The organism is Paenibacillus sp. N22P23, assembly GCF_059383735.1.
Genome location: NZ_JBXENT010000005.1, coordinates 72,983 through 89,445, shown reverse-complemented (window position 1 = coordinate 89,445; position 16,463 = coordinate 72,983). Strand labels below are relative to the sequence as shown.

General features: G+C 49.7%; 15 protein-coding genes. All 15 read left to right on the top strand.

Annotated features, from left to right (window positions below; all coding sequences use genetic code 11):
• Positions 1-505: 505 nt before the first annotated feature.
• The 15 genes from leuB (at position 506) to AC506A_RS20585 (ending at position 16,441) form a co-directional block, all read left to right on the top strand.
• Positions 506-1,585 (top strand): 3-isopropylmalate dehydrogenase, encoded by a 1,080-nt coding sequence (gene leuB / locus AC506A_RS20655; RefSeq protein ID WP_495462906.1) that lies wholly within the window; start codon positions 506-508, stop codon positions 1,583-1,585.
• Between the two features lie 16 nt (positions 1,586-1,601).
• Positions 1,602-2,150: a peroxiredoxin gene (locus AC506A_RS20650; protein ID WP_495462905.1), complete on the top strand. Its 549-nt coding sequence runs from the start codon at positions 1,602-1,604 to the stop codon at positions 2,148-2,150.
• Between the two features lie 168 nt (positions 2,151-2,318).
• Positions 2,319-2,744: a hypothetical protein gene (locus tag AC506A_RS20645; protein ID WP_090977421.1), complete on the top strand. Its 426-nt coding sequence runs from the start codon at positions 2,319-2,321 to the stop codon at positions 2,742-2,744.
• Positions 2,745-2,852: 108 nt separating this feature from the next.
• A complete protein-coding gene (gene sigI / locus AC506A_RS20640) occupies positions 2,853-3,674 on the top strand; it encodes an RNA polymerase sigma factor SigI (protein ID WP_495462904.1) in 822 nt (273 codons plus the stop codon).
• A complete protein-coding gene (locus tag AC506A_RS20635) occupies positions 3,671-5,278 on the top strand; it encodes an anti-sigma-I factor RsgI family protein (RefSeq protein ID WP_495462903.1) in 1,608 nt (535 codons plus the stop codon). Before sigI ends, AC506A_RS20635 begins: the two co-directional genes overlap by 4 nt.
• Positions 5,279-5,458: 180 nt before the next feature.
• Entirely contained in the window at positions 5,459-5,857 is a 399-nt protein-coding gene (locus AC506A_RS20630) for an ATP-binding protein (protein ID WP_495462902.1), read from the top strand.
• A 4-nt stretch (positions 5,858-5,861) separates the two neighbouring features.
• A complete protein-coding gene (locus AC506A_RS20625; RefSeq protein ID WP_495462901.1) occupies positions 5,862-7,235 on the top strand; it encodes an ATP-binding protein in 1,374 nt (457 codons plus the stop codon).
• Between the two features lie 180 nt (positions 7,236-7,415).
• The gene (locus AC506A_RS20620; RefSeq protein ID WP_495462900.1) at positions 7,416-8,951 is read left to right on the top strand and encodes a leucyl aminopeptidase; all 1,536 of its coding nucleotides are present in this window, start codon (positions 7,416-7,418) and stop codon (positions 8,949-8,951) included.
• 56 nt (positions 8,952-9,007) lie between these two features.
• On the top strand, positions 9,008-10,300 hold the full coding sequence (locus AC506A_RS20615; RefSeq protein ID WP_495462899.1) for an MFS transporter: 1,293 nt from the start codon (positions 9,008-9,010) through the stop codon (positions 10,298-10,300).
• A 376-nt stretch (positions 10,301-10,676) separates the two neighbouring features.
• Entirely contained in the window at positions 10,677-11,420 is a 744-nt protein-coding gene (locus tag AC506A_RS20610; protein WP_495462898.1) for a creatininase family protein, read from the top strand.
• A gap of 524 nt (positions 11,421-11,944) precedes the next feature.
• Complete coding sequence (locus AC506A_RS20605) at positions 11,945-12,241, top strand: hypothetical protein (protein ID WP_495462897.1); 297 nt, start codon at positions 11,945-11,947, stop codon at positions 12,239-12,241.
• A gap of 20 nt (positions 12,242-12,261) precedes the next feature.
• Positions 12,262-13,725 carry a serine hydrolase domain-containing protein gene (locus tag AC506A_RS20600; RefSeq protein ID WP_495462896.1) on the top strand — a complete coding sequence of 488 codons (1,464 nt, stop codon included), beginning with the start codon at positions 12,262-12,264 and terminating at the stop codon, positions 13,723-13,725.
• A gap of 6 nt (positions 13,726-13,731) precedes the next feature.
• Positions 13,732-14,445 carry a hypothetical protein gene (locus tag AC506A_RS20595; RefSeq protein WP_495462895.1) on the top strand — a complete coding sequence of 238 codons (714 nt, stop codon included), beginning with the start codon at positions 13,732-13,734 and terminating at the stop codon, positions 14,443-14,445.
• Positions 14,446-14,511: 66 nt separating this feature from the next.
• A complete protein-coding gene (locus AC506A_RS20590) occupies positions 14,512-15,348 on the top strand; it encodes a helix-turn-helix transcriptional regulator (RefSeq protein ID WP_495462894.1) in 837 nt (278 codons plus the stop codon).
• Between the two features lie 94 nt (positions 15,349-15,442).
• A complete protein-coding gene (locus AC506A_RS20585) occupies positions 15,443-16,441 on the top strand; it encodes a zinc-dependent alcohol dehydrogenase (RefSeq protein ID WP_495462893.1) in 999 nt (332 codons plus the stop codon).
• Positions 16,442-16,463: the final 22 nt, after the last annotated feature.

The following is a 16,463-nucleotide window of genomic DNA, read 5'->3' as shown; positions in this document are numbered from 1 at the left end:
TCAGCTGCTCGGATTGGTTGCCTCCCCGATACGCTAACGAATCCAGGAGGTCTTATTTGCCCCATTATGAACAAAAATAAATTCTAACGAATCGTACAGGTCTTATTCAGTCATATCATCGCATCAAAAGGCATTTTTGGGCTAATAAGACCTCAGTGATTCGTTAGAATTTTTGAGGGGCTATATTCTCACAAATAAGGCGTCTGTGGTTCGTTAAAATTCTCGAGATGCAACTTTCTCGCTTTCTCGCAGCATTCGGCTAAGCTGATTGGTTTGCGCGAACAAGCGGGATTGGATATGCAGCATTCAGTTAAGCTGATTGGCTATCGCAAGTACAGCTTTCGAGGCTTATTCGTTCAGCCTATAAAAGTCATAGCTTTCATATCTTTGTCAATGTCGGCTTCTTATGGTACAACTAGGAGTAGACTGAGAATCATAATCAAAGGGCGGCAATAGAAGACAATGTTTCTTCTCTAGTCCTGAATAAAAGGAGAGTCAATCAGACATGGCAGACGTGAAGAAGATTGCAGTTATCGCCGGTGACGGAATTGGACCGGAGGTTGTTGGCGAAGCGATTAAGGTAATGAAGAAAACAGAGGAGCTGTTCGGCTTGCAGTTCGAGTTCGAACATGGCTTGTTCGGCGGTATCGCGATCGACGAGAAAGGGACTCCGCTTCCACAAGAAACACTCGACATTTGTAAAAATGCCGATGCGGTTCTGCTTGGCGCAGTTGGCGGCCCGAAATGGGATAACAATTCGAAAGAGCTTCGCCCGGAAACCGGCTTGCTCGGTATTCGTAAAGCGCTTGGCTTGTTCTCCAACATTCGCCCAGCTAATGTATTTGACTGCTTGATGGAAGCTTCCACATTGAAGCCGGAAGTTCTTGAAGGCACAGACTTGATCGTTGTGCGCGAATTGACAGGTGGCATCTACTTCGGCGAGAAATTCCGCCGCGAAGGCGCTAACGGAGAAGAAGCGGTAGATACTTGCGTATACAACGTAATGGAAATTGAGCGTATTGCTCGCCAAGGCTTCGAAATTGCACAAACTCGCCGCAAGAAATTGGCTTCTGTAGATAAAGCAAACGTACTTGAAACTTCCCGTCTGTGGCGTGAAGTAGTAAACCGGATCGCACCTGAGTACCCGGATGTTGAGCTTGAGCACGTTCTGGTCGACAACTGCGCTATGCAGCTGCTTCGCCGTCCTTCGAGCTTCGACGTTATCGTAACAGAGAACATGTTTGGAGATATTATCAGTGATGAGGCAGCGATGCTGACTGGTTCCATCGGTATGCTTTCCTCCGCTTCGCTTGGCGAAGGCAGCTTCGGCCTATATGAGCCGGTGCACGGCTCCGCTCCTGACATTGCTGGACAGGGCATTTCGAACCCAATCGCAACGATTCTCTCGGTTGCACTGATGTACCGTTTGACATTTGGTTACATGGAAGCAGCACAAAGCATCGAAGATGCGGTTAAATCCGTTCTAGACGCTGGCCACCGTACAGGTGACATTGCTGTTGATAAGAGCAAAGCAATCGGCACAGTCGAAATGGGCGATCTCATCATCGCAGCGTTGAAGAAGTAATCTTGGAGGTCACAACATGGCAGAACGTTTGGTAGGTCGCCTTGCTCCCGACTTCTCGATGGAGACGGCAACAGGCAACGGTCAAGGCTTCAGCACGGCGGCACTTTCCGATTTCAGAGGCAAATGGCTTGTCCTTTTCTTCTATCCTCTTGATTTCACATTTGTATGCCCAACTGAAATTACAGCGCTTAGCGAAGCTGCTGGTCAATTCGGCAAAGTCGGTGCAGAAATCCTTGGCGTATCCGTGGACAGCAAACACTCCCACCGCGCTTGGATCAACACACCGGTTAATGATAACGGGTTAGGCCAGCTGAACTTCCCGCTTGCTTCTGACCTCACGAAGAACGTTGCTCGTGACTACGGCGTCCTGATCGAAGAAGAAGGGATCGCGCTTCGCGGTTTGTTCATCATTGATCCGGAAGGCGAAGTCAAATACCAAGTTGTTAACCACAACAATGTGGGTCGCAGTGTTGAAGAAACATTCCGCGTATTACAAGCTTTGCAATCCGGCGGTCTGTGCCCAATCAACTGGAAACCAGGCGACCAACACCTGGTTTCGAAATAAGAATCGACATCTTGCATACGATTAACCCGGGACCTCTAAGAGGCCTCGGGTTTTTCTATACTCTGGAAACGCAGGAAAGCAGGAATTTTGCCAGAGAGGCGCGAATAAGTTATACAAAGTTTCAGATGTGATTGATGAAGGGTAATGGAGGCTAAGGAGGAGACTGACATGAGCTTTTGCTGTGGAGCAAGCATGATCGGCACGAATGGCACGCTGAAGCATTTTCGCACGCATATTCATAATGTTCCTATTCTTTTCTGTCCAGTATGTCATCGCGTTGAAATTCATCACATGATTGAGAATGAATATGAGATTCTTGCTGAGTATGCACACGGCGACGGCGCATCGGAAGTCGACTTCATCGAATATGTCGAGCAGGAAGATAAAGAACTGTTCGAGAACTGTGTAAACAATGAGAACGAAGATCCAATGGATGTCGTGACCAATCAAATTGATATGGCACTTGATCTCTTAAGCTTCGCGAAGCAAATCGCGGACGAGGCTTGGGAAGCGGAATTGAAAAAGCGGCTCGGCGTATTAAACCAGCGGCGTAATAAGCTACTGCAGCGACGAACCTCTGAAGGATATTGCTAGATACGAAAAGCCTCCTGATGAAGGGGGCTTTTTCTTTTATATACCATTGTGTTCGACCCCCTCAAGTAAGAGGGACATCACGAAAAATGTAAATGTGAGGTGGAGCGGTTGTTACTTGTTCTGTTCAAACGGATTTTTGGCGGTAAGCCCGATACGTCCGCTGTCACCCTAGATACGAAAATCACTCCTGAAGATATGGTGGAGATGATCCGCAGCGGAGAAGCTTCGCGCAATGATTTTATCGCGTCGTATAAGCCGTATATAGCGAAGGTGACAAGTAGATTCTGCAAAAGATATATTGATCCTACTCGTTCGGATGAGTTCAGCATTGCGCTGGCTGCCTTCGACGAAGCGGTTGAACAATTCTCAAGTCAGGCAGGAAAATCGTTTCTCGGCTTTGCCGAAACGGTCATTCGGCGCAGGCTTATTGACTATGTGCGAAAAGAACAAAGGCATTCCGGCACTGTTCCTTACAGCGCCTTTGATCAGGATGACGAGGAAGAATTAACCGTCAATCCGATTGAAACGAAGGAAGCGCTGCAGCGTTACTCCATTTCGCAGGATGTGGAGGCTAGGCGGCTTGAAATCAGTGAATACGACAGCCGGCTGAAGCAGTTTGGTATCTCGTTTGGCGAGCTGCCTGATTTATCGCCGAAGCATTCCGATTCAAGGATTCTGCTTATCTCGATCAGCAAATTACTTGCTAACGCTCCGGAGCTCTACGAGATTATGGAGACGAAACAGAAGCTGCCCATTAAAGAGTTATGCGAGATGGCGGGTGTATCCCGCAAAACGATCGAACGAAATCGTAAATACATTATAGCCATTGCACTACTACATAACGGTGATTATCCTTACCTGCAGGAATATATACAGCCCCAAGAGCCACCACAGCAGGAACAACCCCAGGTGAAAGGAGTGAGAGCATGAGTCGTGGAATTGTGATGGAAACAGGCCCTAAATACGTAATACTACTAATGCCGGATGGGCAATTCCGCAAGGTGCCTACAGGCCGGAAGCCTCAGGTTGGCGAGGAGTTTAACTTCACTGAGCAGCGAAGATTCGCCCAGCCGCGTAAATTGTACAGCTTTAGCGCAGGCGCGGCAGCGATTCTGCTTCTCCTCTTTGTTCCGTTTCTGCTAAACCACATGAATCAAGGACCGCAGGTTGTCGCTTATCTGACCATGGATGTGAATCCAAGTATTGAGCTTGGCATCACAGAGGATGAGCATGTTGAAGAACTGCGGGCGATTAATAACGATGGCAAGGATGTAACGGAAGGTTTGGTTTATAAAGGGCTGCCGCTTGAGCAAGTCACGGAAGCCATAATGGATCGAATTAGTGCCGGTCCGTATCTAAACAGCGGTGAAGGCGACGTCATTATTACAAGTGTGCTGGTCGCTAATCCGGCTGTATCAGAATATGAGAATACAGTAACGACGCATATGGATGCGGCCGTGCGCAAATCGCTCTCGAAGACGGATAAAGGCCGCAGCTTGAAGATTGAAGTGACAACACTTTCTGCGCCTGAAGAGATTCGCGAAGAGGCGAAGCAGGACGGACTGTCTGCAGGAAAGCTGGCGTTCTACTTAATGGCGAAGCAGCAAGGCCATAAGGTGTCAATTGAACAGCTCAAGACGCAGTCGATTCACCAGACGGCGAAGCCGTGGGGCGGCGTGAAAGCAGTCATTAATGAAAACAACAAACCGCCGGCACCTGTAGCTAAGAGTGGTCAAGAGCAAGGGGATACGGTGAGAAAACAAGAACAAACGACTCCCGCTCCATCGAAGCAGGCATGGGAGCAGCAGAAGGAACAGCAGCGAGAGCACTTAAGAGAACTGCTGAAGAAAGAGCAGGAGAAACGGGAGCAAAGGAAAGATGGTCATCGCGGCAATCGTTCAGATTCCAATGATAAATCGGGAATGAATGAGAACAAGGATCAAGTTAACGGCAGCGGCGGCAAGGGTATCAAGACGGACAACAACAAAGGGAATGATAAAGGAAACAGTAAGGGCAATAACAAGGGGAATAACAATAGCAGCAACAAAGATAGTAATAAAGTCATTGGCAAAGGCTGGAATCGCGGGGATCATTCTTCAGGTGGAGGCGTCACGACCTTAACACCTGCTCAGAACCCATTTCAGAAGGGAAATGGTATTCGTAAGGATGACAACCGAGACGACAACAAACGAGATGATGACAAAGGTAAAAGTGACAATAAGCAAAGCGATGACGATCGTAAGAATGACGATCGCAGCAACGACCAAAAAGGCGGCCAAGGTGAAGTGAAAAACACTTCCAATGGTCGTCATAATGGCGTTTCAGACGATGATAAGAACCAAGGCGATCGCAAAAACGGCAGCACGGGTAAGAACAACAATAATGATAATGACAATGGGAAACAAAACGATAAGAACGACGGCAGGTCCAGTAAACAAGGTAAAATGGACGATAAGAATGACGATCGCAATCAAGGTAGAGACAGCAGTAACGGTAAGGGGAACAACGGCCGCGGACAAGGAAAACGCAATTAGAATAGGTAGACGAAAGGCGCAGGCATCAGAGCTGCGCCTTTCGTACTACTTTCTTTCGGTATTATTCGACAGTATCTCCTGTTGACAGAAAAAGGACGTAATTACTATGATTATTGTAAGCGATCTCGGGCTCGGAACCTGCATAAAGAAAGCAATTTTGATGTGCGGAGGCGAGAAATAATGGAAATGCTCCATATTCGAGAAAAGGCTGATGCGATCAAGGCACGACAAAGAGGAAGAAACATCGCGAAGACGATCGGCTTCAGTCTTGTTGATCAGACCGTAATTGCGTATACGATTTCCGAACTAGCACTTCAGCTCATTTCTTACTCGGAGAAGGGACATATGACCATTCGGCAAATCAGTCCGTCCAAAGGGGAACCCGCGAGCGGCATTGAAATCAGACTGTTCGATCACTTCCGCGGTCCCAGTCGAATCCATCTTCAGTTGGTAGAGAAACTGGCAGACGATATTGAGCTGTCTCATGATCAGTTACGAGGAACCATGATAACGCTCCGTAAATGGATTGTTTCTCCATTGCGCATGGATTCGCCGAACTGTGCAGCAGGAGAGGAGTAAATCAATGCAAGCCATTAGAAAGCGATATTTCCCAGCGCTGGCTGAATATATTCGAAGCGGCAGCGAGGCATCGCTTTTTGAAGCGACCGAAATCGGAAAGCTGCTTCATGGCATTCATCCGGAAGATATTATTGCGATTCATGAAGATTCGATGCAGATGCTTGTTGCCAATGTCGAGTCAGAGGAAGCACTCAAGTTGTACAGCCGGTCGTTTATTTTTCTAATTGAGCTCATGGTCGCTTTCCGATTCCGTCTCCAGCCGGAGCAAACGCCGGATCAGCGTTTCAGCGAGATGCGGGACATGCTGCTCAGCTCACACCGCTCTTTCCGCATGGTGAAGAATAAATACGAAAATGTGCTGCAGCATATGGACAGCGGCATTGCCATTCTAGATAGCGATGGGATTGTCTCCTTTATCAATGTTCAGATGGCCAAGCTGCTCGACATCCCTCGCAAAACGTTAATCGGCTGCAATTTAACCGATATTTTATGGCATAATCAGCTTAGTCGGAGCAAGAAGCGCATTATTCTCAGACTCTATAAAGAAATGTTTTTGCGAAGAAGCCGTTACCTGGAGTTTCAGGATGTGAATGGTCGCTTCCTGCTCGTAACCGTTACGTATGGTGATCAGCTGGATGGTGACTATCTGTTCAGTGTCAAAGATGTCACGGAATATAAGCAGATTGAGCAATCGGCCTATCAGAACGATAAGCTGGCGATGCTGGGTAAGATCGCAGCTGCTATCGCGCATGAAATTCGCAACCCCCTTACATCCATCCGTGGTTTTATCCAACTCTTAAAGCCTCACCTCACCCAGTTAGGGAAAGAAGAATATTCCCGTATCATCTTGACTGAGATTGATCGTGCGAACGATATTATTTATGAGTTTCTGAACTCTTCGAAGCCGTCTGCCCCGATGAAGCAGAAGGTGCTTATTAATTCGCTGCTGAAAGAAGTCATCCTCCTCTCCGACAGCGAGGCGCTCATGAAGGGCTGCCAAATTCATCTGGAAACCTATGACGAGGAACTCTCCACATCGATTGATGTGAAGCAGGTGAAGCAGGTTATTTTGAATATCGTCCGTAACGCAATGGACGCTATTGACGAAATGGGCGGTGAACGAAGCGGCCGCATTGATATTATTACAAGGCGGGACGGCAAAGACGCCGAAATTACGATTCGCGATAATGGAAAAGGCATGGATGTCGTGACCAAATCCAAGCTGTTTGACCCCTTCTTCACGACGAAGGCTTCGGGCACGGGATTAGGCCTTTCGGTCAGCTATCGCATTGTCCGCAACCACGGCGGGAAGATACGGGTTTCGAGCAGCAGCGGTGAAGGTACGGAGTTCAATATCTATTTGCCATTGGCCGAATAAAGCATTAGAATCGGGGTATAACCCGTGTTAATCGCAGAAGTTGTCTTGCAGAGGCTGATCATGCTTGACCATCAGAGCTGCATGACAAGGACGAACTAGGAAATCGGGGAAACCCGGTTTTTTTGTGTTGATTAGCCTTGTGCAGGCTACGAGTTTCAAGACAGGAGTTGTTTACAGACGATGAGTATTACATTCACATATGAGACGAAGAACGCACGGAATGCAGCAGATGCTGCCGATGTAGTCGTATCCTTCATCAGTAAAGAAGAACTAAAGCAGCCCGGAGGGGCAGTGGCAGGCATCCATCCGCAGCTGGATGAAGCGCTGCGGCAGCATGTTGAGAAGGATCTCTTCAAAGGTGATCTCCGTGAAACGCTTGTGCTGCCAACGTTAGGACTGCTGCCGGAGTCGCATGTGATCTTCGTCGGCATATCTTCTCAGGATCATCTTACGGTTGATGGGCTGCGGGATGCAGCGGCTACAGCGGCTAAAGCTGCCAAGCGGTTAAAGGCTGCGAGTGTAGTACAGCTGCTGCCTCAGGTGCTGGCAATTGGAACAGCCGTATTCACAGTGTGTCAGGCTGCGCAGGCGATAACCGAAGGTTATATTCTCGGCTTATTCACACGTACGACGGCAAAGAAGATTGACAACCGTAGGCAGTCCCTCGTGAATAAAGTTGCTTTTACAGTAACACAGACATTACCGGAACCACTGGCAGCCGCAGCAGCGGAGCAGTGGGAGAGCGGTACCCGCCGAGGTGTTGTATTCGCGGAGTCCGTTGTGTTAGCAAGGAATTTGATCAATTTGCCTGGCAACACCTTGACCCCGGAAGTGCTGGCAAACGAAGCACAGACGCTGGCACAGGCTTATAACCTCCATGTTGAAATTATGGATGAACAGACATGTGAGAAGCTGGGGATGGGTGGACTTATTGGCGTCGGCAAAGGCAGTATTAACCCTCCGCGTATGATTGTTATTCAGTATGAAGGCGCTCCAGGTGACGAGGACAAATGGGGCATTATCGGTAAAGGCATCACCTTCGATACAGGCGGCATTTCCTTGAAAAAGGGCCTTGGGATGGAAGAGATGATTTCCGATATGGGCGGCGCTGCTGCCGTACTGGGACTGGCGCGTGTCCTAGGCGAGCTGCGTCCCAAGCTCAATGCTGTTATCGTCATTCCGACAGCGGAGAATATGCCTTCCGATCGGGCGATGAAGCCAGGCGATGTTCTGACGATGATGAACGGCACGACAGTTGAAATTGTGAATACCGACGCGGAGGGCCGACTCGTTCTCGCTGATGGACTCACAACAGCCATCCGCCGCGGAGCAACGAAGCTGATTGACGTTGCGACTTTAACCGGAGCGGTTATGGTAGCGCTTGGAGATGTCGCTACAGGCGTCATTACGAATGATGAGACGCTTCAGCAGCAGGTTATTCTCGCATCCAAGCGAGCCGGGGAACGTATCTGGCCGCTGCCTGCGTACCCGGAATTCCGCAAGCAACTGGACAGTGATGCCGCAGATATGAAGAATGGCGGGGGACGCTACGGCGGCGCAAGCATCGGCGGTTTGTTTATCGGCGCCTTCGCAGAGGAGAAGCCGTGGGTGCATTTGGACATCGGCGGTACGGCATGGCTGGAGCGGGATCGGTCATGGGAAGTTAAAGGTGGTACAGGAGTTATGGTGCGCACACTTGGCGAGCTGCTCGTTTAACACTTTTTATATAGCGCGGCCATTCATAGGTGTAACATCACGAGGGAGATAACCGCATGAATTTCTGGAACCACTTAATGTCTGTTTTTCGCCGAAAGCAAATGTCCGAACAACGCAGAGGATTACTGACCTCCATCATGGAAGGCATACCGGCTGTCATTATCGCGAACCTGCTTGGCGGTCCTATCTTAACCATTTATGTCGTGTATTTGGGCGGCTCGGCATCGGATGTCGGGCTGGTCATGGCTATTCCTGCTCTTGCCAATCTCGTGCAGTTGGTGGCGGCTTTCTACATGCAGCGGTTAAATAATCGCAAGCTGCTCCTCACGATATTCGGTACCATCCATCGACTGTTCTGGGTTGCGACCGGGCTTATTCCGTTCTTTGTCTCAGAGGAGCTGCGGGTCGACGTCTTTATCGGTTTATTTCTCATTTCCTTTATTTGCGCCTCCACAAGTACGGTCTTCTGGACCTCTATCGTTGCGGATATGGTGCCGCCGCAAGTGCGCGGACGCTATTTCGGCATTCGAAACACGATTCACTGGGCCGTTGGGAGCATAACGCTGCTTGTAGGCGGACAAATTCTGGAACGCATGAACGATGAGACCGGATTTGTCATTCTGTACATTGTCAGTGCAGTATGCACGGTCTGGAATGGGATCGAGCTGTGGCGTTATCCGAATCCGCCGTTCGAGAAATCGACAGCATCGAGCTCTGCAGCGCTCTTCCTCAAGCCCCTTAAAGATAGAAGCTATATGAAAGCGACGATATTCATTGCGGTATTTATTTTGCTGCAAAATGCGGTGATTCCGTTATTCTCGTATGTAATGCTAGAGACGCTGCATATCAGTAAGTGGGGCATTACGGTGCTTACGACGGTTCAGATGCTAACGACGATGTTCAGCTACTATTATTGGGGCAACCTCAATACTAGATTCGATTCGCGGACGCTGCTGCTGTGGGCGCTGCCGATCATCGCCGGTTCCTGTGTGCTATGGGTAGGGATTGAGTTTCTGCCAGTCCTGCTCGTCCTAACTATTGTCAACATCGCGCTTGGCGCCGGGCTTGGCGGCTACAACTTGCTTGTCTTTAACTTTATTATCGGCGATACACCAAAGTCTGATCGTCCGATGTATGTGGCCGTGTTCTCGGCACTTACCGGTGTGACCGGGTTTGTCGGTCCACTCTTCGGAGGCTGGCTGTATAAGCAAATCGAGGACAGTCCATATTGGCTGCAAAGCTACGGGGTCTCTCTAATTATCGGTGCTGCACTCCTTCTGCTTGCCCTTGCAATAGGACCGACTGTGCTTCGAGCGGAGCGCAGCGAACAGCAGACGCTCACGGATTGAGGAAGCTTGAAGGTAAGGAATGAAGCTGAGAGTTCGATTTCTCGACTCTCAGCTTCTCTGCGTCACGTTTTCTGCGCTGAGAGTCCGTTTTTCGAACTCTCGTTGATTGGTTGTGCTTAGCACAGCAATTTGATCCAGGATGATGACGTTATCGTAATCGAAAGGTTGGAGGAGATGGGGGTTAGTTGGTTGGCTTGATAAGCCATGACCGGATAGTAGGGACAGTATAATAATAAGCGGCTGCATTACCCACGTGGGAAGTGCAGTCGCTTTTTTATTAGTCGTACTATCGCAATCTTACAGGTTTCGATAGGTGCGAAGCAGAATATGAATCAATAGTGAAAACGCCATCAGTCGATCGAGGAGGATTATGAAGATGTATTTGACGAGAATGCGTCCCGAGCAAATTCGTAAAGCGGTGGGTGACGGATTGCCGCTCATTATGGCAGCAGGCGTGGTGGAATATCATGGTCCTCATCTGCCGATTGGAACGGATGTCATGCTTGCGGACTATATATGCACCGAGGTGGAGAAGCAGAGTCCTTGTGTCGTAGCGCCGCCGATTTCGTTCGGGCCAACCCTTTCCTGGGCCGGCGGGCCTCTGGATGGGGAGATTGATTTTGACCCGGAGCCCTTCTATGTCTACGTCAAGGAGCTGCTGAAGCGGTTTCGTATGATTGGCTTCAAGCGGATTTACATTGTGCAGCATCATCAGGGCATGGAAGGGCTGCAGGCGCTTAGCCTGAGACGTGCGGCAGCGGAGCTGTTGCGCGAGGAAGCGCTGGAATGGGGGAATTCCTGGGGATGGAAGGCGATGGAAGAACTGCCGAATCCACTTATTTTCGAAACGATACAGGTCGGGGGCATCGATAAATATTTGCAATATCCGCCGGACAATGCCGGGCCGATTCCGATCGGTCATGCGGGAAAAGGCGAAACGCAGATGATTCAGCACATCGACCCGTCGACAGTTAACATAGAAGCGCTGGGCAGCATCGCTCGTGAGCAATTGCCGGTGTGGCTGCTTAATGCGACAGAGGCGGATGCAGCTGAAGGGAAGTATTGGCTGGAATTGTGTGTTGATGGCTGGGTGCGCACGATCAAAGCAGGTACTGTATGAGCTTCAAGCTCTTAAGTAACATGGAGATTGAAAAGTAATGCCAGCCCGATAGATATGGGATATAATACCAGTTGGGAGTTAGATTATTCAAGTCATGGAACGGGACCACGGAAGGCTTCAGAGTTCGATAGGATGTTTTGAGCGTTATTTGGAGGCAAATAATCGCTGTACAGTTCGTTAGAGCATTCCGCGGAAAGCTAACGAACCGTCGGAGCCTTATTTGGTCGGAATTCCCACCTCCAGGAATCTAACGAACCGTATGGGCCTTATTCGGGAGCAATCGGCCCCCAAATAGCCGAAAACCGCCAAATAGGACCTCTATGATTCGTTAGAATTTTTATAGAGGGATTTGCGGGCAAATAAGACCTCTACGGTTCGTTAGATTTTTTTTGGAGCTATTTTGAGGCAAAAAGCGCTGTACAGTTCGTTAGAGCATTCCGCGGAAAGAATCTAAACCGCGAACCAATTGACCTGCCATCACGAATCACTAATATAGCGCTGCCATCAACTCGCAGGAGGTAGGTATGCATAGAAGAACGGTCGGTATTATTTTCATTATTATCGCAGCCTTTCTATATGGCATCTGGTATGTATCAGCTGCTATATTCGGCTCGAACGTAACTTCCTGGAACAGTGAATTATTCAATGCCATGTTGGAGTATGTAGGTAATGGTCCCTTAGTCATGAGTAGGCTCGCATTAATTGTGGGTATCTGCTATCTGGTTGCTGCAGAGTTTGAACGGCCCATCTCCAAGCTGATGAACCAGATTAAGACCAATTGGAATGATTTTGGCAGCCATGATAATCAGAATAAGCCATAACGTTGAGAGGCGGTTCCAAAATGACAAGAACAGAGCTGCGCCTGCCTAGAAGCCGGCCCGAAGAGCTGGGCATTCGTCCGCAGGCCATTACGGCCTTACTGAATGACTGGCAGAAGCGTCAAATCGAAATTCATAGCCTGATGATGATGCGTAATGGCCATGTAGCAGCCGAGGGCTGGTGGGCACCTTATGCAAGGCAGCTGCCGCATACGCTGTTCTCGCTCAGCAAGAGCTTCACCTCTACAGCCATTGGAATGGCCGCGATGGAGGGACTGTTATCCCTTGATGATGCCGTCATTTCCTACTTCCCGGAGGAGACACCGCAGGATCCTTCACCTAATCTGCAATTGATGCGTATTCGCCATTTGCTCATGATGGGAACCGGTAATGAAACGGACACCATTGTTAATCTCTTAACTAGTGAGGATGGCAATTGGATACGGGCCTTCCTGCATGCTCCGGTGGAGCGGGAGCCGGGCACTCATTTCGTTTATAACAGTGGAGCGACCTACATGCTGTCGGCCATTCTTCAGAAGGTATCCGGACAGAAGCTGATTGATTATTTGCAGTCTAGATTGTTTGAGCCGCTTGGGATTATGGGAGCGACATGGGGAGAGTGTCCTCGTGGAATCAGCATCGGTGGTTGGGGATTGGCGCTGACTACGGAAGGCGTTGCGAAGTTCGGGCAGCTCTATTTGCAGAAGGGGTTATGGGAAGGCAAGCGTCTCATCTCCGAAGCTTGGATCGAGGAAGCGACTTCGAAACAAATTGACAATGGCGATGGCGGAGACAACGAATGGGCACAGGGGTATGGCTATCAGTTCTGGCAATGCCGGCACGGTGCGTACCGTGGGGATGGTGCATTCGGCCAGTTCTGCATCGTGTTGCCGGAGCAAGATATGGTGATCGCCATCACGAGCAGCACGAATGACATGCAGGGCGTTATAGATGCCATCTGGACGCATATTCTTCCTAATGTAGAGGAACGACCGCTCCCCCTTGGAGCAAATGGCGAACAAGCCGCACAGCTATCCGCGCAGCTGGCATCCTTAGCTCTTAGTCCGCCGCACTTCGGCGAGAGCTCTGCGCTGGAGGATTCCGTATCCAATAAACGATATAAGCTGAATGACAACCCGCAGCAGTGGGAATCTCTGACGTTCCGCTTTGAGCGGGACGAAGCTATTGTTACATTCGAAGGAGCCGAAGGGCTGTATACCATAAATTGCGGACGCTGCACGTGGAAGGAAGGCAACAGCAAGCTTCTTCAACCGGAGCCAAGTGCGCGTTCCAAGGAGCGTGCAGTGTCCAGCTTTACTTGGCAGGAGCAAGACACGCTCAATATAACGTTACGTTTTGTCGAAACCCCGTTTATCGTGACTTTTGAGGTTCAATTCGAGGATCAGAATCAGGAGCTGGAGCTGCGCTGGCGGCAAAATGTTTCTTTCGTATCGACCGAAACGAACACCATTCGCGGAATCAACTAGATCGCTATGAACATCATGATTTGGTTTGGGCTGCTGGCATTGCTGCTGCTTTCCTATCTCGATCAGCGTAAAGCCATGTCGATACGGATGTGGCTGATGATCGTCGCGTTCTACTGTTTATGTAATTTCTACGTCAATATTAGTCGGGTATTGATACCGGTAGGGTTCATCATCGGACTTTCTTACATGAACAAGAAGAAGCATGGCTTCTTACAGAAGGCACTGATCTTCGGTCTTGTTACGGTTGCGGCTAATTTCTATCTGCCAACCATCTCCTTCCACGAGCTAAAAGTGCATGCCAAGGCAGATCAATATGCTGCGCAGTTCAATGAAGTGCGATCCATAACGACCATCTCTTCCGATTCCGAGATTCATGAGCTGCTTCAGAAAGAAGCGGAACGCTTGAAGACGGCTAATCTCGCATCCGAGATTGATATCCAAGACCCGCATGTGTTGTTTCAAATCTGGGTCCTGACCCATCGCAATGAGACGAAGACGATGACGGATTTGGATTGGCTGTGGTACCAAGCACCTCAGGAGCTGCATTATTACTGGCAGTCCAGCCGCAGCGATGAGATGAGGACTGACGTGGAAACGGTGATTTTCGCCGATGTCGGCTACATGGGACTCTATCATCGGGATAAGGAGAACAGCAAGTATAAGCTTCAAGCTATCTATGAATTCGATCGTTTGAAGATTGGCAATCCCTCGATCCCGTGACCCTGTGATAAAATGAGAAGTAACGGCGACTATGCAGCTAGGGCAGATAGACAGGGTGGGGTGCAAGTGAATCAGTACTTGATTAAGCTCCTTCAACAGGCGGAGCTGAACGTGTCGGAGTTTGCCATTCATACGCGCACGGAAATGAGCTTCCGTGACCGCGCGTTCTCGAGTGAATACATGATGTCCTATCACAAAACAGGAACGGCAAAGCTGCGAATCGGCGATGCGGTCTATGAGATCGTGCCAGGCAGCGTCATCTTTATTCCTCCCCATTTGATCCATGATCAATATAAGGATACGGATGACGAAGCGATTATTCTGTGGTGGCATTTTACGTACAAAGTGGAGCGGGTTCTGGATGTGCTTCCGCTGTTTCAAATCCCGTATATTTATCAGTTAAAGCAGAAGGAACGCTTCGAGACGGTTTTCGAGCAGCTCATGGAATCGAGGCGTAATGCCTCGTCGCTCCCGGCGGCGATTCTGCAGAAAGCGAAGTCGCTTGAACTCTTGTATCTCTTATTTGACGAGGCAATCGGACAGCGAACAGGTGCTGATAGTGCCGCAGCGCAGCAGAGCTTCCTCGGCATGCTGTGCCAAATCGTGCAGCAACCGGAGAAGCCGCTTTCGTTAACGGAGATGGCACAGCAGCTGCACTTGAACACAGCTTATGTCAGCAGCAGATTCAAGGAGCTGTACGGCATGTCACCGATCGGTTTGCAGCGCAGATTGCGTATCGAGAAGGCGAAGGCGCTGCTGCTCACCGACTTGGATATGAGTGTTACGCAGGTGGCTGAGGCACTTCACTTCTCAGAGGTGACTAATTTCACAAGGCTGTTTAAAAAGTATACCGGCATGGCGCCTGTTCAGTACCGCAGGTTCAAGCAGGAAACCATAACCTAAAGAAATGATCATTATAGCGATAAAACTGCTCTATTGGAAGCGTACTCTTTTCTCCTACAATGTCCGTATAGACGTGTAGGAGGGAACTGACCTAATGATTTCAACCAATATTATTTTTCCATCGGCGCAGGTCGTTGAGGTACGTGAAGAAGAACTAGCTCCATTGCAGCCCGGCGAGGTGCGCTGCAAAGCCAGAAAATCGTTGATCAGCACCGGCACGGAAACGCTTTGCCTGCGCGGGATTTTCGATACGAATACGAACTGGGAGTCCTGGGTGCAGTATCCGTTTTATCCGGGGTACTCCATGGCTGCTGAAATTATTGAAGTCGGTGAAGGCGTCGAATTGTTTAAGGTTGGCGATCGGGTCACCTCCAATATGCAGCACAGACAATACTTCAATACCCATGCGAACAATGTGAAGCCGATTCCTGACGGCATTACGGATGAACAAGCTTCCTGGCTGACGCTTGGACAAATTACGCAAGTAGGCACGCGTCGCGCGGAACTGAAGCTCGGCGAATCGGTTGCCATCATCGGCCAAGGCTTGCTCGGCCAGCTAGTCGTGCAGTATATGAGAGCGGCCGGCGCAAGACAAATTATTGCCATTGATCAGGCGGAATCACGACTGGAGTTCTCCCGCAAGAGCGGAGCGACGCACACGATCTGCGCTGCTGCTGATGTAGCGGCTGAAGAAGTGCGCCGAATCACGGGCGGAAGCATGTGCGACGTGGTGTATGATATCACCGGCCATCCGGCAGTACTGGCACCAGCTACACTGCTGGCGAAGGAAATGGGCCGTGTCGTATTGCTGGGGGATACAACGCAGCCATCAAAGCAAGTGATCGGACCGCGCGTTGTTTCGAACTCCGTAGCTATTCTTGGTGTTCATGCCAGCATGACGCGCAACTATAACGGCGTGACCGGTGATCAGATGACAGCCGTATTCTACGATTACCTGCTCCAAGGTCGCATGAACACGGATCATTTGATGACGCATACGTACTCGCCGCTTGAAGCGCCTGCTGCGTATGACTTCTTGATGAAAGACCGTACCTCGGCGATCGGCGTTCTATTTGATTGGGATCGGCTGTAAGGATTGCATGCAATAGTAGTGC